Genomic DNA, 17,104 nt, shown 5'->3' on the forward strand with positions numbered 1-17,104 from the left:
TCAATCCTTCACCGTGATCGCCTGCGTGGGACACGACACTTGGGCGCCGATCAACTGCTGGCGCAGCTCGTCGGGTGCATCCTCCTGCAGTACGTGGAGACCGTCCTCGCGCACGTCGAACACCTCGTGGCAGATGCTCATGCACACGCCGTTGCCATCGCAGGTGTCAAGATCTACCGAAACCTTCATCGCGCCTTCGCCTTTCGTGCTCCGTTGCCGGAAGTCTCGATCCCTTGGGTTTGATCCGGTGACTTCCCCTGGGCTCGCGCCCGCTCCCGGGCGGCCTTCGCCACCGGCGAATAGTCCAGGTAGTCGATCGCCATCTGCGTGTCCGCCTCGTCGTTGGGATGATGGCTGGGCCGCATGTACCTGACGGGCGTCGTCACCATGAGCTTCCACGGGCCCGGCAACCGGTACTCGCGGGCGGCCCATAACCAGTCCCGCCAGCGCCACTTGTCATCGATGGTCGGGTCTTGGGCCATCAGGTAACGAGCCCCCGCGACCCACCAACCGATGAACAGCGGCGAGACGAACAGCATCGAGAACGCCCTGATCAGGTAGCTCCCAGAGACGTGCTGGTAGACGTCGTACACCAGCGAACGGTGCTCGACCTCCTCCGCGCCGTGCCAACGCAGCAGGTCAAGCATCATGGGGTCGGCCTTCGCGTAGTCCAGACCCCGGTTCGTCAGCACCCACTGGCCCAACATCGCGGTGTAATGTTCCAGCGCGGCCACATCGGCCAGCCGCCGGTACAGCCACCACCGCTTCATGGCAGGCGGAAACCACTTGGGCGCGTCGCCCAGCGTCATCGACAACAGCCTGCCGAGCCGATCGGTATACGGCTTGGTCTCGATGCCCTGCTCGGCCAGGTGGTCCAGCACCACCTGATGCGCCCACGCATGCCAGGACTCCTGCTGGATGAACGGCTTGATGGCCGCCTCCAACTCCGGGTCCTCGACCAGCGACGACGCTTCGAGCACGGCCTTGATGAAGTGCCGCTCGCCCTCCGGCAGCAACAGATGCAGGACGTTGATCATGTGCGTCGAGAACGGGTCGTCGGGCACCCAGTGCACCGGCGTCTCCGACCAATCGAACCGGACCATCCTGCGATATGTGGGGTGTCCATCGTGATGAAGTTCGACCTCGGGCATCAGAAGCTCCCTCCCGCCGACAGGCTGTGCGGGCATAGATTCTCGCGAACAAGCGTTCACTCGGCCGCGTACCCACACGAGTGGCGGGTTATGCGTACCAGGGGTACCGGGATGCTGAGAGTTCCCTGCCGACGGAATCGTCGCTGACGCTTCCAGCCATTGACTCAGGTCGGTGAACGACACGGGATCGATTTGATATCGACTACAGCACGACACTTCTGTTAACAAAAATCACAAACTTAACATCACGCGATGCAGGACTTGTCGGTGACCGTGCGCTTGCCCCGGTCGCGCCCTCTCCCCCGACGCGACGTATTGCGCTACGCCATCGCTATATCTGCACTGCCGGCGTTGTATGCGGCATCAGCCAGTGTCGCCATCCCTACGGCGGATGCCGTTCCTACGACGGCTGCCACCACTCCCAAACTGATCGACTTCGCCATGCGCCAAATTCCAGCGGAGCAGATTCGAGCTGCCGGCTACGCCGGGGTCATCAACTACGTGTCGCTATCGCGTCCCGGCTCGTCCATGGGCGCCAAGCCGATCACCCGGCCTTACGCCGAGCAGCTGACCGCTGCCGGGCTGATGATCGTCAGCAATTACCAATACGGTAAGCCGGGCGGGACGGCACCATCGGACTTCAGGCGCGGGTTCGAGGGCGGTGTTGCCGATGCGCGCACCGCCTGGGGCCTGCACACCGCGGCGGGTGGCGGTCAGAGCGCCCCGATCTTCTTCAGCGTCGACGAGGACATAGACCACGACACTTGGAACAACTTGGCGGTCAAGTGGTTTCGCGGAATCAATTCGGTGCTGGGAGTGCAGCGCACCGGTGTCTACGGCGGTCTCGATGTGTGCCGATGGGCCGCCGCCGACGGCGTTATCGGCAATTCGCGCACCCCCGGCCACCGGTGGGCCTGGCAGACCAAGGCCTGGTCCCACGGCCAGGTCGACCCTGCCGCGGTTCTCTACCAACGCGTGGTGAGTACGGCAGCGAATCCCGGCCCAAGAGTCGGAGGGCTCGAAGTCGACGTCAACGACGTCCTCGCCGGCGATTGCGGCCAGTGGAACCTACATCCTTAAGCCCACGTTTCGTCGCACTGCCGAATTTCGGTGGAGCTAAGGGGACTCGAACCCCTGACCCCCACACTGCCAGTGTGGTGCGCTACCAGCTGCGCCATAGCCCCAAGTCGTGCCAATCGAAGCTACACCAAGCGCCACCCTGGTTCAAAGTTGCTGTTCAGGCCGCCTCGCCGTCCTCCTGGGGCTCCGCCAAGCCGTGCTCGGGATGGATCAGCGTCCGCGTCTCCGGCGCCAGCACCCAGCCAAAGGCGGCGATCACCAGGACAATCCCGCTGATGCCGAAGCCCCAACCGAAGCTCAATTCCTCGGCGGCCCAACCGACCGTCACGGAGCCGACGATGGCACCTAGATCGGACAGCATCTGCACCGCCGCCACCGGCATTCCAGCGCGCGCCTCGCTGCCGAGAATGTCCGCCACCGCGGCCTGCATCGGCGACATGAAAATGCCTGTGGTCGCACCGGATACCGCCGCAGCGATCATGAACGCCGGCAACGACGACACGACTCCCAGCGCGGCGGTCGCCACACCGGACGCCGCCAGGCCGATGATCAACAACGTGCGCCGTCCCATCCGGTCGGACAGGTACCCGCTGGGAACGACGGCCACAGCGTTGCCGGCCGCAAAGGCCGCCAGCGCCACCCCGATCATTCCGACGCTTTCGCCCATGACGTCGGAGAGAAACAGCGGCACCAGCGCGACGCGCAGCCCAAACGCCGCCCAGCCGGTCGCGAAATTGGCCAACAGCGCTGCCCAATAGGCGCGGAATCGCAGCGCCTGGCGCATCGTCACCGTGGACCGTGTCGGCGGACGGGGCGCGGCGAGCTCCGAATGCCGCAGGCCATAAAACAACACAGTCGCAACCCCCAGCATCGCGACGCCGTACACGATGAATGGCGCGGTCAACCCCCACCCCGCGGTCAGGCCGCCGACGGCCGGGCCGCCGACCGCGCCAACCATGAACGACGTGGTGAACAACCCGGCGATCCGTCCGCGCGCATCGGGCGGGCTGATGTGGATCATCAGCCCCAACGCCGAGACGTAAAACATCGTCGAGCCGATGCCGCTGATGGCCCGGAAAGCCAGTAGTTGCCAATAGGCCTGCGAATACGCGCACGCGATGGTGGACAACGCCACGATCAGCAAACCACCGATGTAAATCCGGCGCTCGCCCAACCGCTGCACCAGCACCCCGCTCACCGGGGCAAAACACAACCGGCTCAAGGAAAAGACGGTGACCAAGAAAGTCACCGCCTTGATGCTGACGCCAAAGGTATGGGCGAAAGCGGGCATCGCCGGCGAGATGACGCCATAGCCCAGCGCGACCATGACATTCGCCCAGCTCAGAATCCAGACTTCGCGCGGCAGCCGCGGGGGACGGGAACCACGTTCTCCCGAACGGGTAAGCCTGAGCGAAATCGTCACCCAATGACTTTATTAACCACCTCGCGCGCGGCTTCCTGCACCTCCGCCAAATGCTCGGGACCGTTGAAGGATTCCGCGTAAATCTTGTAGACATCCTCGGTGCCCGACGGCCGCGCGGCAAACCATGCGTTGGCGGTCGTCACCTTCAATCCGCCCAGCGCGGCACCGTTGCCGGGCGCGGCGGTGAGTTTCGCGGTGATCGGCTCGCCGGCCACCTCGGTCGCGGTCACCTGCTCGGGCGAGAGCTTGGCCAGCCGGGCTTTTTGGTCACGATCGGCGGGCGCGTCGACCCGCGCGTAGAAGGGTGTGCCGTATTCGGCGGTCAGTTCCCGGTACCGCTGCGACGGCGTGGACCCCGTGACGGCCAGGATCTCGGAGGCCAGCAGCGCGAGGATGATGCCGTCCTTGTCGGTGGTCCAGACCGAGCCGTCGCGCCGCAGGAACGACGCCCCCGCCGACTCCTCGCCACCGAAGCCGATGGTGCCGCCGATCAGGCCGTCGACGAACCACTTGAACCCGACCGGCGCCTCGACGAGCTTGCGGCCGATGCCGGCGACAACCCGGTCGATGATCGACGAACTGACCGCGGTCTTGCCGACGGCGATGCCCTCCGGCCACGACGGTCGGTGCGTGTAGAGGTAATCGATGGCCACCGCCAGGTAGTGGTTGGGGTTGAGCAGCCCTTCGTCGGGCGTGACGATGCCGTGGCGGTCGGAGTCCGCGTCGTTGCCGGTGGCGATCTGATAGCGGTCGCGATTGGCGATGAGGCCGGCCATCGCGTCCGGCGAGCTGCAGTCCATACGGATCTTGCCGTCGTGATCGAGCGTCATGAACCGCCAGGTCGCATCGACCAGCGGGTTGACCACGGTCAGGTCCAGACGGTGCCGCTGCGCGATCTCACCCCAGTAGTCGACGCTCGCCCCGCCGAGCGGGTCCGCCCCGATCCGCACCCCGGCCGCGCGGATGGCGTCGATGTCGATCACGCCTGCCAGGTCGTCGACGTAGTTGCCGAGGTAGTCGTGGCGCTGGACGGTCCGCAGCGCCCGGGCCAGCGGCACCCGCTTCACCCCGGCACCATCACGCAGAATCTCGTTGGCGCGCTTGGCGATTGCGTTGGTCGCGTCGGTGTCGGCCGGGCCGCCGTTGGGCGGGTTGTACTTGAAGCCGCCGTCCGGCGGTGGGTTGTGCGACGGCGTCACGACGATCCCGTCGGCCAGCGCCTCGGTGCGGCCGCGGTTGTAGCTGAGGATCGCGTGGCTGACGGCCGGCGTCGGGGTGTAGCGGTCGCGGGAGTCGACCATCGTGACCACATCGTTGGCCGCGAGGACCTCCAGCGCCGACACCCAGGCCGGCTCGGAAAGGCCGTGTGTGTCACGGCCGATGAACAACGGTCCGGTGGCGCCGTGGGCGGCGCGGTATTCGACGATGGCCTGGGTGATGGCCAGGATGTGGGCCTCGTTGAACGCCCCGTTGAGCGCGGACCCGCGGTGGCCCGACGTGCCGAACACCACCTGCTGGGCGACGTCGTCGGGATCGGGCTGGATCGAGTAGTAGGCCGTCACCAGGTGGGGCAGGTCGACGAGGTCTTGGGGCTGGGCCGGCTGACCGGCGCGGGGGTGGGCCATGGTTCTCAATTCTGCCCGTGGCGCAGCTCGCTGACTTGTCAGGTACTTTTCTGACGTCCCGGATTCACCCACCCGTAAGTCCTGGAGAGGGGAAGGGATTACGCGTGGCACACGACTATCGCGAGTTGGCCGCGGTTTTTGCCGGCGGGGCGCTGGGCTCCCTCGCCCGTGCCGGCCTGGGCACGCTCGCCGCCGGTGACCCAGCGAAATGGCCGTGGCCGACGTTGACGGTGAACATCGTCGGCGCATTCCTCTTGGGCTACTTCACCACCCGGCTGCTAGAGCGGTTGCCGTTGTCGAGTTACCGGCGTCCCCTGCTCGGCACCGGGTTGTGCGGTGGACTCACCACGTTCTCCACGATGCAAGTCGAGACGCTGAGGATGGTCGAGCACGGGCATTGGACCCTGGCCGCGTGCTACACCGTGACCAGCATCGTGCTGGGCTTGCTGGCAGTGCACTTGGCCACCAAATTGGTGCGCAGGGTACGGATCCGCGCATGACGGCCGGCGCGCTCACGACGGCTGCGGTATGGACTGGCGTCGCGCTGATCGGCGGCGTCGGGTCGGTGCTGCGGTTCGTGGTCGACCGCGCGGTGGCCCGCAGGGCCGCCCAATCCTTCCCGTTCGGCACGCTCGTCGTGAACGTCAGCGGCGCGGCGCTGCTGGGATTTCTTGGCGGCCTGGTGCTGAACAAGGAGGCGGCCCTGTTGGCCGGCACCGCCTTCGTCGGCGCCTACACCACGTTTTCCACCTGGATGTTGGAAACTCAGCGGCTCGGCGAGGAGCGACAGGTGCGCGCGGCGGTCGCCAACATCGTCATCAGCGTCGCGCTGGGTGAGGCGGCGGCGCTCCTCGCGCAGTCCATTGCCGAGCGGCTCTGAGTCAACTGCGCGGAACGTCCTCGGGCGTCCGGGGCAGCATGTAGAGCGCCATCCGCCGATTCGACATGTCGTGCTCGCCGAGGAAGACACAGCCGCCCCGCTCGCAGAACGTGCGCGCCAAGACGTTGCGGTGGTCGGGGTCGAACATGATGCGCCGACATCGCGGATCGAGGCCCAAGATGCTGCCCACCAGGTAAGGCAGCAGGTAACTGACGTGTCCCCGCTTGATGTAATCCAGGTCGGCTACCGCGACATGCAGACCCAGATCGTGGGGATCGTAGTCATATCGGTTCGCAATGGAATCCTTTGCCGCCCGGTACAACTCGATGTAGGCGCGGGGTATGGCATCGAGCGTGGCAATGAACGGGCGGGAGAAGCCGCCTTCGAGTTGCGCGGCCAGATAACGACGCCAGCGCGCCAAAGGCCAGGCGGACTCCCACGCTTCCACCAGATGCGGCCGGCTCATCCACTCGGTGATCATCTCGGCGTCGGCCTCCGGGTCGGCAAGACGCAACCCATACGGCTCGGGCAATGCGGGTATCGGCGGCGGCGGCACGGCGCGCACCTCGTCGGGGATGTCGGTCAACTCCCGCGGCAGTATCGGATCGGCCTCGCTCATGCCGGTGTCGCCATCGTCCACTGCTCAGCCAGCGCCGAGACCCATTCGGCGGCCGCGTCGGGCCGGTCCGGCGGCGCCGCGACAAGAACCAATTCGTCAACGCCCAACTCGGCGAGGGCGCCGACATCCGCAACGCCCGGATCGCGCAACGCCACCGACAGCCAAAGCTGCCCATGATCACGCCCCGCCTCGGCACACAGTTGCTCCAGCTTGGCGATGCGTTCCCGGACGGCCTCAACGCCGTCGATGTTGAACCCATACCAGCCGTCTCCCCACGTCGCCACCCGGCGCAGGGCCGAATCGCTATTGCCCCCAATCACGATCGGGATCCGACGATCGCGCACCGGCTTAGGGTTCACGCGAATGCCATCGAAGCAGACGAAATCACCGTCGAACGAAGCGACGTCGTCACGCCATAACGCTCGCATCGCCGCAACGTATTCGGCGGTCCGCGCGCCGCGATGGGCGAAAGGGACTGACAGCGCGGCGAATTCCTCCTTCGACCACCCGACACCGATGCCCAATGTCAGCCGGCCACCGCTGAGCCGATCCAGGCTGGCGGCCTGCTTGGCCACCACGACCGGATTGTGTTCGGGCAGCAGGAGCACGCCCGTCGCCAGCCCGATCCGGGACGAGGCGGCGGCGGCGAAGCTCAGCGTGATCATCGGATCAAGCCAATCCGCTTGTGCGGGAACAGCGATGACGCCGTCATCCGAATAGGGATAGCGAGACGCGGGCCGGTCGACCATGACGACGTGTTCGCCGACCCACAGCGTGGCGAAGCCGCAGTCGTCCGCTGCTGACGCGACGGCATCGATCACCGCGCGGTCGGCGCCGGCACCGATCCCCAGGGCGTGCAATCCCAGCTGCATCGCCCGATCGTCTCACGCGTTCAGCGGCTTTTCAGCAGCTCAGCGAGAACGGCCGCCTGGCTGATGTCCGTATCGCGGGTCGCCGTCACCAGGGTGACCACGCCGCGGCCGGCCAGCTTTCGCAGCTCCTCCAGCGCCGGGTTGCCCCGCAGTTCCGCCTTGTACCGCGAGGCGAATTCGTCGAACCGTTCGGGCCGGTGCTGATACCACTCGCGCAGATCCTTCGATGGCGCGACCTCCTTGCACCAGCTACCCACCCGCGGGTCCTCCTTGCGGAGTCCTCGCGGCCAGACTCGGTCGACCAGCACGCGCTGGCCTTCCTCTGGGATGACGTCGTCGTAGACTCGCGCCACCCGGATCCGACTCTTGGCGCTCATACTCGCCAGCGTAGCGACGCGCGCGTTGTCGGTGCCCCCGTTTACTATCGAACCTATGTTCGAAGAATTGACGGAGGGTGACCCGCCGGCCGACGAATCGGCGCTGATAGAGCGCATCGCGGAGCTGGAGACGGTCAAATGCGCGGCCGCCGCGGAACAGGCCCGAGCGGCTGCCGCCCTGGACGCGGCCCGTCGTGCCTCCGAAGCGGCGGCAGGGGTGCCCGCCGCGCGGCGAGGCCGCGGCGTGGCCGCCGAGGTCGCACTGGCGCGGCGCGACTCCCCCGCGCGGGGCAGCCGGCATCTCGGCTTCGCCAAGGCCCTCGTCTACGAGATGCCGCACACCCTGGCGGCGCTGGAATGCGGGGCGCTGTCGGAGTGGCGCGCCACGCTGATCGTGCGCGAGAGCGCCTGCCTGGACGTCGAGGACCGCCGCGCACTGGACGCGGAGTTGTGCGCCGACCCGGCGAGCCTGGCCGGCATGGGCGACGCGCGAGTGGCCGCGGCCGCGAAAGCGATCGCCTACCGGCTGGATCCGCACGCGGTCGTCGAGCGGGCGGCCAAGGCGGAGCAGGAGCGCACGGTCACCATTCGGCCGGCGCCGGACACGATGACGTATCTCACCGCGTTACTTCCTGTGGCCCAGGGCGTTTCGGTCTACGCTGCGCTGCGCCGCGAAGCGGATACCCGCGGTGATGGGCGCTCGCGCGGCCAGGTGATGGCAGACACCTTGGTCGAAAGGGTCACCGGCCGCAGCGCCACGGTCCCGACTCCGATCGCGGTCAACTTGGTGCTATCCGACGAGACGCTGCTCGGCGGTGACGATGCGCCGGCCGACATCTCCGGCTACGGTCCCATCCCCGCGGCGGTCGCGCGCGCGATGGTCAACAGCGCTGTCACCGACCGACGCTCGCGCGCGACGCTGCGCAGGCTCTATACGCACCCCCGGGCCGGGGCGCTGGTGGCGATGGAGTCCCGGGCACGCATCTTTCCCCGCGGGCTGGCCGCATTCATCGGGCTGCGCGATCAGCGTTGCCGCACACCGTACTGCGACGCGCCGATCAGGCACCGCGACCACGCACAGCCGTGGGCGGGCGGCGGCCCGACCACCGCGGACAACGGTCTGGGCTCGTGCGAGAGCTGCAACTACACGAAGGAAGCCGCGGGCTGGCGGGTCAGCACCGGGGTCGACGAAAACCACACCCACATAGCACTATTCACGACGCCGACCGGCAAGAGCTACCGATCGATGGCCCCGCCGCGCGCCCCAGCGATCACGGTCAGCAAGTTGGAAATCCGCATCGGGGTGTCACTCGCACGCCACGCGGCCTAGGTGGCTTGGTCGGTGAACCGCGAAACATCGACGACCTCACCGCGATTGATGCTGACCCAGTCGCGCCCATCCAGGTAGGGACGCAGCGTGCGGCCAATCAGCTCGACATCGGCGCTCGACTTTGGCCGCTGCAGCTCGTACACGTGGGGCAGCTCGGCCATGCCGGTGACGACGTTCCACAGCGTCAGGGCCTTCGGCCCGGTCGGCGGGTCCACCAGGACGGGGCCAAACAGGCACTGTCCCAACAGGAACAGCGTCGGCACTCCGTATCCGCCGGCATCGATCACCCGTTGATGGTCATCGCGTATCTCGTCGTGGGTCGTCGGATCGCTCAGCGCCGCGTCGAAAACCGATGCCTCGACGCCGATCTCGCTCAGCAAGCGGCGGGCGACGGCGGGGTCGTGCGGTTTGCCGCCGAGCGTGTGCAGTTCATGCCCGGTGGCGGCGTACCACCGATCCAGCAGCGACATGTCCGTTCGGCGCAGCAGCGCCCCGATGCGCATCAACGACCATCCATAGGACCACTCGCGTTCCCACGGATGCTTCTGGCCCTCTGAGCGGTTGATTTCCTCGAGGCTGAAGAATCGCCAGTCGACGGTGATGCCGAGTTGCTCGCGAACTTCGCGGATCCACAGCGAGGTCTGATAGGCGAACGGGCACATCGGGTCGAAATGAAAATCCACCACACCGCTCATGCCGGACCTGCTTTGCCGCTCAGTAGTGATAGGTGTCCGACGGCGCGGGTGAATGATCCCGTTCTTCGTCGTCGAAGTCCGACGATTCTATGTCGTAGGCGCGAGCAAGCTCGAGGATTTTGGTGGCCCTGGCAATCCGCGGCAGGTCCGACCCGTTGCGGATCTCTCCCCCGTCGCGTTCGAATTCGGCGAAAAACTCTTTGGCCCAAGAGATTTCGTCCTGCGACGGGGACAGGCCCTCGTTCACCACGGCGCATTGGTCCGGGGTCAGGCAGATCTTGCCCGTCATCCCGAACTCCACCGACACGGCGGTCGCTTCGATGAGTTTCAACGCGTTGGAGCCGATCGTCGGTCCGTCGATCGCGCTGGGCAGGCTGGCCGCCTTGGCGGCGATCGTGAAGCGCGACCGGGCGTAGGCCAGCGTGCTCGGGTCTTCCCCGAAACCGGTATCGCGGCGGAAATCGCCGATGCCGAAGGCGAGCCGGAAGGTGCCCTTGGCCGCGGCTATTTCGGTGATGCGTTCCAGCCCGCGGGCCGTTTCCACCAGCGCCACGATCGGCACGTTCGGCAGCCGTTGCGCGGTCTCGGTGACGTGGTCCACCGATTCGACCATCGCCAGCATCACCCCGCCGACCGGTGTGCCGGCCAGCGCGGCGAGGTCGTCCGCCCACCACGGGGTGCCGAAGCCGTTGACGCGCACCCAGTCGGTGTTGCCCGCTCCCAGCCAACTCACCACGTTGTCGCGGGCGGTGTGCTTGTCTTTCGGCGCGACGGCGTCCTCGATGTCGAGTACGACGATGTCGGCCCGGGAATGCGCCGCGGACTGGAACCGGTCGGCGTGGGCACCGTTCACCAGGAGCCAACTCCGGGCCAACACGGGATCGATGCGGTAGCCGATGACGTCGTCGGGCTCCGTCGCGCTGCTATTGACCTGGTCGTACATTTTTAGCTGATCTGCCGTCTTTCGTAGCTCGTCGATGTGGGGTTAGTGCCTTAACCGTAGCGATATCCCGAAACGGGCGGTCGGGCATGCCCCGGGAAAGCCGAGACGCCCGGGGCGAGCGACACCCCCGACGACGCCCAGCGGCGGGAGAACCCTCGCTTTACTGCGTATTCGCCTCGACGGACGAAGGCCGCCCGGGCGGAGGGAACTCGCCCGGGCGGCCTTACGGATTCCGGCTAGTTGATGCCGACTACCTCTTGCGCGATCGCGGCGACACGCGTCTGCGCGGCCGACACGACCCGCTGGCGGTTCTTGTTCGCCTCTTCGTAGGCGATGATCGCCCGCACGTCGCTCGGGTTGGTGAGGTCCTTCACCTCGGCGACGGCCTCGCTGACGTTGAGCTCGTCGTAGTTGGCGATGGGCAGCTCGTCGGCGTCGAGCACTCCCACAGCAGCACGCGCCGCGTGCAGGGCGTCGGCGGTCTGCCGGGCCCCCTCGTTGCGGGTAACCCTCTCGGCCGCCTCGAGAGCGGCGTTCCGCGACGCGGCGAGCGCACGGGTAGCCACGTCACCGGCGTACGCGCCCCGGCTCACCAGCTCGTTGAACGTCGGCCGGGCCGAGCGCAGCGCGTCCGCGGCCCTGTCGACGCCCCTAACCGACCACTCGACCGGCAGGTTCACCAGTTTCACCGCTGTACCGGCCGCCGCCTGCAACGGCGTGCGGCGCAGCGCGGCGGGGCCGCCCAGCGCATCTTCTGCAAGCACGGTCGTCAGCCAATCGACGGTCGCCGAGTGGGCCGTGATCAGCCGAGTCGCCAGGCTCTCAACTTCGGGGAGCTCGGCCGCGACGGCCAGGGCTTTGAGGTAACGGGCGCGGTCCAGCAACTGGTCCTCCAGCGCCAGGTCACCCAGCAGCGCCTCGTCGAACGGCTGGGCCTGTTCGGTCAGGGCCTTGACCGCGGCGGCGGCGCGGCCCAGGAAGGGGCCGACGATGTCGGGGACGCCGCCAAGCTCGCGGATCGCCTTCTCGATGGCCTCGGACCGCTCGCGGGCGTTCGACGCGTTCTGCGTCAGCTCACGCTCGACCGCCTCGGTACGCGCTTGTGCGATGCGGGTTTCGGCGACCTGGACCTCTGTGTTCGTCAGCTGGTGAAGCGCACGCAACTGCGCCAGCACCGTCGTCTTGTCCGATGAAGTCATGGAAATTCGCCTCCTGCGTTGATTGTTTGGATCGGCACGAAAGCGCCTTTTTAGCGGCTACCCATTCGGGCGCCGACAGATAACATCGACCTCCGCCGTGTGATCCAGATCGCTTTTGCGGGGGCGAGGGCATCCCGGCGCAGCGACCGGACAGCAAACAAGTCGATATCCCCGCGCAAGTTTCACGCCCGCCCTCCCGGGTAGCCATGCCTTGCCACGCCGCCGCTTCGGCGGAGCGTCGCTTTCCGCGAGGACTAGAGCACCCTGGTCCTTCACATGCGTCCCGGCACCCTTCAGGGTTCCGACCGGGGCAAACCACTAGGAGTACACATGCGTAGGACCATTGCGATCGTTTCGGCCACCGGGGCGCTGTTGTTCGGTGGGGCAGGCGTCGCCAACGCCGCCAGTGCGGCCTCTCCCGCGCCGTCGTCCACCACAACCACGTTGGCGGACAACGACAACAACAACAGCCAACACAACGACAACACCGGGCTGTGGGGCCTCCTCGGCCTGCTCGGCTTGGGCGGACTCGCCGGACTGAAGCGCCGCAAGGACGCCGTCACCGGCACCGGTGTCGGACCAGCCGCCACCGGCGACCGTCGCGTCTAGTTCCTTCGCTCGGCTTCAGATCCCCGTCAGGCGCCGCGCCTGGCGGGGATCTGGCCCGGCGCCCGAACAGGAAAAAGGCTTGTGCGTCAAACGATTCCCCGAGCCACCCGCGCCCGCGAGGCCTCGTTTAGGGGCTTGTACAGCGGGTATGCCTCGTCAAGCCGCACACAGCCCATAGTGCGAGTCCTAATCCCCGAGAGAACAGTGAGGTACGGCGATGGCCGACATGATTGTCCAATCGCCCGACGAAGTCGTCGCGTTTCTGAAAGCGCAGCACAACCTCATCGAGGACATGTTCGACGAGGTGCTGCACGCGTCAGATCCGCAGGCGCGCGAGAAGCCGTTCTCGACGCTGCGTCAGCTGCTGGCCGTCCACGAGACAGCCGAAGAAATGGTGGTGCACCCGCGCGTGCGCCGCGAGGCCGACGCCGGTGACGCGATCGTCGACGCCCGGCTCAAGGAAGAGCACGAAGCCAAGGAGCTGCTGTCGAGCATCGAGAAGCTCGACGTCACCTCGAAGGAGTTCATCGACGAGGTCACCAAGCTCCGGGAGGCCGTGCTCGACCACGCCAAGCAGGAGGAGAGCGAAGAGTTTCCCGTGCTGCAACGCGAGGTCGACGACGCCGACCTCAAGCGGATGGGTGCGGCGGTGCGGGCGGCCCAGGCCATCGCGCCTACCCACCCGCATCCCGGCGTGGAATCGGCCAAGCTGAACTTCGCTCTGGGGCCGTTCGCGTCGATGCTCGATCGCGCCCGCGACCTCATCGGGCAGGCCCTGGGCTCGTAGGAATTCCGTAGGCTCGTTGAGGTGAGTGCCGCCCCGGATATGACCGTTGCCCTACAGGACCGGTTTTTCCGCGAATTGCCGGAGATGGCCGTCCGCTGGAAAGCTGAGGCGCCCGCCGACTTGCGGCTGCTTGCCCTCAACGAGCGGCTTGCCGCCGAACTCGGCCTGGACGCCGGCTGGCTGCGAAGTCCCGATGGGATGCGCTTCTTGGTGGGCGACTTGGTCCCCAGCAGCGCCGTTCCGGTGGCGCAGGCCTATTCGGGGCATCAGTTCGGCGGCTTCGTCCCCCGGCTTGGCGACGGGCGCGCACTGTTGCTCGGGGAGCTCGTCGACGACGATGGTCGGCTGCGCGACATCCACCTGAAAGGCTCGGGGCCCACGCCGTTCGCCCGCGGCGGGGACGGCCTGGCGGCCGTCGGGCCCATGCTGCGCGAGTACATCGTCAGCGAGGCGATGCATGCGCTCGGGGTGCCGACGACGCGATCGCTGGCCGTCGTGGGCACCGGGCGCCCGGTGCTTCGTGAGGCGGAGCTGCCCGGCGCCGTGCTGACCCGCGTGGCCAGCAGCCACCTGCGGGTGGGCAGCTTCCAGTTCGCCGCGTCCACCGGCGACGGGGGCCTGCTGCGCCGCCTCGCCGACCATGCGATCGCCCGCCACCACCCCAGTGCCGCGGACGCCGAACGCCCTTACCTCGCGCTGTTCGAAGGGGTGGTCGCAGTCCAGGCATCGCTCGTCGCGCGCTGGATGCTGATCGGATTCGTCCATGGGGTGATGAACACCGACAACATGACGATCTCCGGCGAAACGATCGACTACGGACCGTGCGCCTTCATGGAGGCGTACGACCCCGACACGGTGTTCAGTTCCATCGACTTCTGGGGGCGCTACGCCTACGGCAACCAGCCGCTCGTCGCCGGCTGGAACCTCGCCCGTTTCGCCGAGACGCTGCTTCCGCTGCTGTCCGACGATGTCGAGGAGGGGGTCGCGCTCGCGGAGAATTCGTTCGGGGTCTTCCAGCGCGAATACGACGCCGTGTGGTTGTCCGGAATGCGGGCCAAGTTGGGTTTGCCCGCGGACGTGGAAAGCCAAGAGCTGAAAACACTTTCCGACGAGCTGCTCGTCCTGCTCAAGGACAGCCACGTCGACTACACGTCGTTTTTCCGCCACCTCGGCCGCGCGGCACGAGGCGATGCCGAACCGGCGCGCGGCTTGTTCATCGACCTCGCCGGGTTCGACGCGTGGCTGTCGCGGTGGCAAACCCTGCGCCCCGATGCCGACGCCATGGAGCGGGCCAACCCGATCTACATTCCGCGCAACCACCTGGTCGAGGAAGCCCTGACAGCCGCCACGGCGGGCGACCTCGGCCCACTCGACCAGCTCCTCGCCGCGGTCACCGCACCCTATGACGTACGCGCGGGCCTGGAACGTTACGCCAATCCAGCCCCTGAGGACTTCGGTAAGTACCAAACGTTCTGCGGCACTTAGCTTTACATGAGATTCGCGAACTCAGCCTGCAGCTCATCGAGGCGCCGAAGGGTTTCGTCGCGAGGCTCGGTGGGCAGCTCCACCAACAGGTGCTGCACCCCGAGAGCGCGGTAGCCCTCGAGCTCCTCTGCCGTCGGCGCGCCGCCGTGAAAGCTGATCACTGGTACGTCCTGACCTGCCATGCCGCGCAGTTGCTCCAGTTGCGGCGCCAGGGCCCGCGCCGACGGTGTCATCGATAGCCACCCGGCATGCAGCCTGGCGATGCGTTTGAAGCCGGCGGGTCCGCCGCCGAAGTACATCGGCGGATAGGGCTTCTGCATAGGCTTAGGCCAACTGTAGATAGGGCCAAAGTCTACGAATTCGCCGTGGAATTCCGCCTTTTCGTGCGTCCAGATCTCGACCATCGCGCCCAGCCGTTCGTCGACCACTCGCCCTCGAACGCCCGGATCGACACCGTGGTTGGCGATTTCTTCGCGCAGCCAGCCCACCCCGACACCGAACCGGAATCGTCCTCGCGACACCAGATCCAGCGACGCCACTTCTTTGGCCGTGTGAATCGGATCGCGCTGGGGCACCAGCGCGATGCCGGTGCCCAGGACCAGCCGCTCGGTCACGGCGGCCGCGGCGGTCAGCGCAACGAACGGATCCAAGGTGCGGTAGTACTTCGGCGGGATGGGACCCCCGGCCGGATAGGAGGTTACGTCGCCCGCCGGGATGTGCGTGTGCTCGGCGAGGAACAGCGACTCGAATCCACGGTGCTCGAGCGCCTGGCCCAGCTCCATCGGGCCAATGCCCTCATCGGTTACGAATGTCAGTACGCCTACGCCCATGGTCTCAGTCAACCGCATCGGGCTCGTTCCGGCGACCGCGTGACTGCGATCGGGCCGCGCCCCATAGCCCGACGCCGACGCCGACGACGGCGCCGCCCAAGCCGATGATCCGTTGCGAGGGTTTCAGCTCATCGTGGACACTGATGCCGCCGAGCAGGTCGGCCGCGTCGGCGCCGCCGGATGCCAGGAACCAGCCGCGGGTGTTCTTGCTGCGCAACGCCGCCGCCGCGAGCATGCCACCGATTAACGCGTCGCGATATCCCATGGACCGCAACAACAGTCGAGCGGTCGGCGCCGGCTCCCCGGGATCTCCCCAGAACCGGTTTGCGCTCAAGGGGTCGACGAGGAACCATACGCCGGAGGTGAGTCGGATGCTGCCCGCGAGAAGTGCAGCTCGGTCAATTGACATGCTCGGCAGCCTAGGAGCAAACCGCGTTCCTGCGCACGGCTTCGCCCCAAGAGCCCGTCACGGCTCGGGGCAGGCGTGGGCGATTTGTATGGAGGCCGGCCACAGCGCCGTGGTCAAGCCGAAGGCCAGGGCGTCGGCTCCGGTGGGGAACACGGCCTCCACCCGGCTCTGTATCAGTCGAGCCTCCTCAGCGTGAAAAAGGGTCCACACGAACCCGATACACAGGTACGGGATCGCCAGCCACAACGCCAATTCGATCAGTGCGCCGACCCTGACCTTGTATCGCATGCTGCGCCGAAGTACGTCCATCACCGCAGCCTCCTAGATTGCCGGTCAATCGAGCGCGGGGTCGGGCAGGCGGCACAGCTTGCACAGGGTGGCGAGGCCGTCGGGCGTGCCGGGCCAGTGCTTGGCAAGTGCACCGGGTCCCGCTGTGCGGCTGATCCAGCGCAACACCAGACCAACGATGATCACATCGTCGGCGAATCCGATGACGGGGATGGCGTCGGGTATCAGGTCGATGGGCGACACGACAAAGGCGATCAGTGCGACCAATGCGATTCGGATCCGCCGCGGCAGGTCGGTATCCGCGGCGAGGCGTTTCAGCAGCCGGAGCACGTCGGGCAGGAGGCGCACCAGGTCCTGCATTTTGACCTGGGGTCGCGTCAACCAGAAGGTGACCGCCAGAGCCAGCCAGATCACCGCGAACGCACTGACGATGCCGATCGCGATCATCCACCAGTCAGGCCACACCGTCTACATCTTGGTCGGTCGGGCTCAGGCATGCCAG

At 66.9% G+C, this 17,104-nt stretch carries 21 protein-coding genes and 1 tRNA gene; 7 read left to right on the forward strand and 15 right to left on the reverse strand.

Features of this window, described 5'->3' with window-relative positions:
* Together A5697_RS14935 and A5697_RS14940 are read right to left on the reverse strand one after the other, a co-directional pair.
* Complete coding sequence (locus tag A5697_RS14935; protein WP_067945543.1) at nt 1-189, reverse strand: ferredoxin; 189 nt, start codon at nt 187-189, stop codon at nt 1-3.
* Nucleotides 186-1,151 carry a metal-dependent hydrolase gene (locus A5697_RS14940; RefSeq protein WP_068011213.1) on the reverse strand — a complete coding sequence of 322 codons (966 nt, stop codon included), beginning with the start codon at nt 1,149-1,151 and terminating at the stop codon, nt 186-188. Before A5697_RS14940 ends, A5697_RS14935 begins: the two co-directional genes overlap by 4 nt.
* Nucleotides 1,152-1,403: 252 nt before the next feature.
* Here A5697_RS14940 and A5697_RS14945 point away from each other — a divergent pair, with 252 nt between their 5' ends.
* A complete protein-coding gene (locus tag A5697_RS14945; protein ID WP_067945539.1) occupies nt 1,404-2,231 on the forward strand; it encodes a DUF1906 domain-containing protein in 828 nt (275 codons plus the stop codon).
* A gap of 31 nt (nt 2,232-2,262) precedes the next feature.
* On the opposite strand, the gene A5697_RS14950 is transcribed toward A5697_RS14945, so the two are convergent.
* The 3 genes from A5697_RS14950 to pgm all read right to left on the reverse strand — a co-directional run bounded on the left by A5697_RS14950 (nt 2,263) and on the right by pgm (nt 5,279).
* A tRNA-Ala gene (locus A5697_RS14950) sits at nt 2,263-2,335 on the reverse strand.
* Nucleotides 2,336-2,388: 53 nt separating this feature from the next.
* The gene (locus tag A5697_RS14955) at nt 2,389-3,558 is read right to left on the reverse strand and encodes an MFS transporter (protein WP_068011215.1); all 1,170 of its coding nucleotides are present in this window, start codon (nt 3,556-3,558) and stop codon (nt 2,389-2,391) included.
* A gap of 92 nt (nt 3,559-3,650) precedes the next feature.
* Complete coding sequence (gene pgm, locus A5697_RS14960) at nt 3,651-5,279, reverse strand: phosphoglucomutase (alpha-D-glucose-1,6-bisphosphate-dependent) (RefSeq protein WP_068011217.1); 1,629 nt, start codon at nt 5,277-5,279, stop codon at nt 3,651-3,653.
* Nucleotides 5,280-5,383: 104 nt separating this feature from the next.
* Here pgm and crcB (A5697_RS14965) point away from each other — a divergent pair, with 104 nt between their 5' ends.
* Nucleotides 5,384-5,779 carry a fluoride efflux transporter CrcB gene (gene crcB / locus A5697_RS14965; RefSeq protein ID WP_068011219.1) on the forward strand — a complete coding sequence of 132 codons (396 nt, stop codon included), beginning with the start codon at nt 5,384-5,386 and terminating at the stop codon, nt 5,777-5,779.
* Complete coding sequence (crcB, locus tag A5697_RS14970) at nt 5,776-6,159, forward strand: fluoride efflux transporter CrcB (RefSeq protein WP_067945532.1); 384 nt, start codon at nt 5,776-5,778, stop codon at nt 6,157-6,159. Before crcB (A5697_RS14965) ends, crcB (A5697_RS14970) begins: the two co-directional genes overlap by 4 nt.
* 1 nt (nt 6,160) lies before the next feature.
* Here the strand turns inward: crcB (A5697_RS14970) and A5697_RS14975 are convergent, their stop codons facing one another.
* Genes A5697_RS14975 through A5697_RS14985 form a run of 3 tightly spaced genes read right to left on the reverse strand, consistent with a single transcriptional unit; the run spans nt 6,161 to nt 8,027 of the window.
* Complete coding sequence (locus A5697_RS14975; protein ID WP_067945709.1) at nt 6,161-6,778, reverse strand: GNAT family N-acetyltransferase; 618 nt, start codon at nt 6,776-6,778, stop codon at nt 6,161-6,163.
* Nucleotides 6,775-7,650, reverse strand: coding sequence for an LLM class F420-dependent oxidoreductase (locus A5697_RS14980; protein ID WP_067945530.1), 876 nt, complete (start codon nt 7,648-7,650; stop codon nt 6,775-6,777). The genes A5697_RS14975 and A5697_RS14980 overlap by 4 nt, the downstream gene beginning before the upstream one ends.
* A gap of 20 nt (nt 7,651-7,670) precedes the next feature.
* Nucleotides 7,671-8,027 carry a DUF488 domain-containing protein gene (locus A5697_RS14985; RefSeq protein ID WP_067945528.1) on the reverse strand — a complete coding sequence of 119 codons (357 nt, stop codon included), beginning with the start codon at nt 8,025-8,027 and terminating at the stop codon, nt 7,671-7,673.
* A 55-nt stretch (nt 8,028-8,082) separates the two neighbouring features.
* Between A5697_RS14985 and A5697_RS14990 the strand changes: the two genes are divergently transcribed.
* Complete coding sequence (locus A5697_RS14990; protein ID WP_067945526.1) at nt 8,083-9,357, forward strand: HNH endonuclease signature motif containing protein; 1,275 nt, start codon at nt 8,083-8,085, stop codon at nt 9,355-9,357.
* On the opposite strand, the gene A5697_RS14995 is transcribed toward A5697_RS14990, so the two are convergent.
* The 3 genes from A5697_RS14995 to A5697_RS15005 form a co-directional block, all read right to left on the reverse strand.
* Entirely contained in the window at nt 9,354-10,052 is a 699-nt protein-coding gene (locus A5697_RS14995) for a DsbA family protein (RefSeq protein WP_068011220.1), read from the reverse strand. The genes A5697_RS14990 and A5697_RS14995 overlap by 4 nt on opposite strands.
* 19 nt (nt 10,053-10,071) lie before the next feature.
* A complete protein-coding gene (locus tag A5697_RS15000) occupies nt 10,072-10,995 on the reverse strand; it encodes a CoA ester lyase (protein WP_067945522.1) in 924 nt (307 codons plus the stop codon).
* A 236-nt stretch (nt 10,996-11,231) separates the two neighbouring features.
* Nucleotides 11,232-12,194, reverse strand: a complete 963-nt coding sequence (locus A5697_RS15005; RefSeq protein WP_068011222.1) for a hypothetical protein — start codon at nt 12,192-12,194, stop codon at nt 11,232-11,234.
* A gap of 330 nt (nt 12,195-12,524) precedes the next feature.
* Here A5697_RS15005 and A5697_RS15010 point away from each other — a divergent pair, with 330 nt between their 5' ends.
* From A5697_RS15010 to A5697_RS15020, 3 genes are all read left to right on the forward strand, one after another.
* Nucleotides 12,525-12,803: a WGxxGxxG family protein gene (locus tag A5697_RS15010; RefSeq protein ID WP_067945518.1), complete on the forward strand. Its 279-nt coding sequence runs from the start codon at nt 12,525-12,527 to the stop codon at nt 12,801-12,803.
* Nucleotides 12,804-13,020: 217 nt separating this feature from the next.
* A complete protein-coding gene (locus A5697_RS15015) occupies nt 13,021-13,590 on the forward strand; it encodes a hemerythrin domain-containing protein (RefSeq protein ID WP_067945516.1) in 570 nt (189 codons plus the stop codon).
* A 39-nt stretch (nt 13,591-13,629) separates the two neighbouring features.
* The gene (locus A5697_RS15020; protein WP_197501015.1) at nt 13,630-15,075 is read left to right on the forward strand and encodes a YdiU family protein; all 1,446 of its coding nucleotides are present in this window, start codon (nt 13,630-13,632) and stop codon (nt 15,073-15,075) included.
* A gap of 2 nt (nt 15,076-15,077) precedes the next feature.
* Here A5697_RS15020 and A5697_RS15025 read toward each other — a convergent pair whose 3' ends face one another.
* The 4 genes from A5697_RS15025 to A5697_RS15040 are packed head-to-tail and all read right to left on the reverse strand — an operon-like array spanning nt 15,078 to nt 17,049.
* On the reverse strand, nt 15,078-15,905 hold the full coding sequence (locus A5697_RS15025) for an LLM class F420-dependent oxidoreductase (RefSeq protein ID WP_068011226.1): 828 nt from the start codon (nt 15,903-15,905) through the stop codon (nt 15,078-15,080).
* Between the two features lie 4 nt (nt 15,906-15,909).
* Complete coding sequence (locus A5697_RS15030) at nt 15,910-16,314, reverse strand: DUF4267 domain-containing protein (protein WP_068011227.1); 405 nt, start codon at nt 16,312-16,314, stop codon at nt 15,910-15,912.
* A 57-nt stretch (nt 16,315-16,371) separates the two neighbouring features.
* Nucleotides 16,372-16,623 (reverse strand): hypothetical protein, encoded by a 252-nt coding sequence (locus tag A5697_RS15035; protein WP_067950054.1) that lies wholly within the window; start codon nt 16,621-16,623, stop codon nt 16,372-16,374.
* Nucleotides 16,624-16,647: 24 nt separating this feature from the next.
* A complete protein-coding gene (locus A5697_RS15040) occupies nt 16,648-17,049 on the reverse strand; it encodes a YkvA family protein (RefSeq protein WP_231972074.1) in 402 nt (133 codons plus the stop codon).
* Between the last annotated feature and the right edge of the window lie 55 nt (nt 17,050-17,104).

Origin of the sequence: Mycobacterium sp. E3251, from assembly GCF_001666835.1 — a bacterium.
GTDB lineage: Bacteria > Actinomycetota > Actinomycetes > Mycobacteriales > Mycobacteriaceae > Mycobacterium.

What these genes read in the sequence shown, in the direction of transcription:
- A5697_RS14995 (WP_068011220.1), bottom strand. Translation starts at nt 10,052, where the DNA reads ATGAGCGGTGTGGTGGATTTTCATTTCGACCCGATGTGCCCGTTCGCC.
- A5697_RS14945 (WP_067945539.1), top strand. Translation starts at nt 1,404, where the DNA reads ATGCAGGACTTGTCGGTGACCGTGCGCTTGCCCCGGTCGCGCCCTCTC.
- A5697_RS15030 (WP_068011227.1), bottom strand. Translation starts at nt 16,314, where the DNA reads ATGTCAATTGACCGAGCTGCACTTCTCGCGGGCAGCATCCGACTCACC.
- A5697_RS14990 (WP_067945526.1), top strand. Translation starts at nt 8,083, where the DNA reads ATGTTCGAAGAATTGACGGAGGGTGACCCGCCGGCCGACGAATCGGCG.
- A5697_RS15040 (WP_231972074.1), bottom strand. Translation starts at nt 17,049, where the DNA reads ATGATCGCGATCGGCATCGTCAGTGCGTTCGCGGTGATCTGGCTGGCT.
- A5697_RS15020 (WP_197501015.1), top strand. Translation starts at nt 13,630, where the DNA reads ATGACCGTTGCCCTACAGGACCGGTTTTTCCGCGAATTGCCGGAGATG.
- A5697_RS14955 (WP_068011215.1), bottom strand. Translation starts at nt 3,558, where the DNA reads ATGGTCGCGCTGGGCTATGGCGTCATCTCGCCGGCGATGCCCGCTTTC.
- crcB (WP_067945532.1), top strand. Translation starts at nt 5,776, where the DNA reads ATGACGGCCGGCGCGCTCACGACGGCTGCGGTATGGACTGGCGTCGCG.
- pgm (WP_068011217.1), bottom strand. Translation starts at nt 5,279, where the DNA reads ATGGCCCACCCCCGCGCCGGTCAGCCGGCCCAGCCCCAAGACCTCGTC.
- A5697_RS15035 (WP_067950054.1), bottom strand. Translation starts at nt 16,623, where the DNA reads ATGGACGTACTTCGGCGCAGCATGCGATACAAGGTCAGGGTCGGCGCA.
- A5697_RS14985 (WP_067945528.1), bottom strand. Translation starts at nt 8,027, where the DNA reads ATGAGCGCCAAGAGTCGGATCCGGGTGGCGCGAGTCTACGACGACGTC.
- A5697_RS14975 (WP_067945709.1), bottom strand. Translation starts at nt 6,778, where the DNA reads ATGAGCGAGGCCGATCCGATACTGCCGCGGGAGTTGACCGACATCCCC.
- A5697_RS14940 (WP_068011213.1), bottom strand. Translation starts at nt 1,151, where the DNA reads ATGCCCGAGGTCGAACTTCATCACGATGGACACCCCACATATCGCAGG.
- A5697_RS15010 (WP_067945518.1), top strand. Translation starts at nt 12,525, where the DNA reads ATGCGTAGGACCATTGCGATCGTTTCGGCCACCGGGGCGCTGTTGTTC.
- A5697_RS15000 (WP_067945522.1), bottom strand. Translation starts at nt 10,995, where the DNA reads ATGTACGACCAGGTCAATAGCAGCGCGACGGAGCCCGACGACGTCATC.
- A5697_RS14935 (WP_067945543.1), bottom strand. Translation starts at nt 189, where the DNA reads ATGAAGGTTTCGGTAGATCTTGACACCTGCGATGGCAACGGCGTGTGC.
- A5697_RS15005 (WP_068011222.1), bottom strand. Translation starts at nt 12,194, where the DNA reads ATGACTTCATCGGACAAGACGACGGTGCTGGCGCAGTTGCGTGCGCTT.
- A5697_RS14980 (WP_067945530.1), bottom strand. Translation starts at nt 7,650, where the DNA reads ATGCAGCTGGGATTGCACGCCCTGGGGATCGGTGCCGGCGCCGACCGC.
- A5697_RS15025 (WP_068011226.1), bottom strand. Translation starts at nt 15,905, where the DNA reads ATGGGCGTAGGCGTACTGACATTCGTAACCGATGAGGGCATTGGCCCG.
- A5697_RS15015 (WP_067945516.1), top strand. Translation starts at nt 13,021, where the DNA reads ATGGCCGACATGATTGTCCAATCGCCCGACGAAGTCGTCGCGTTTCTG.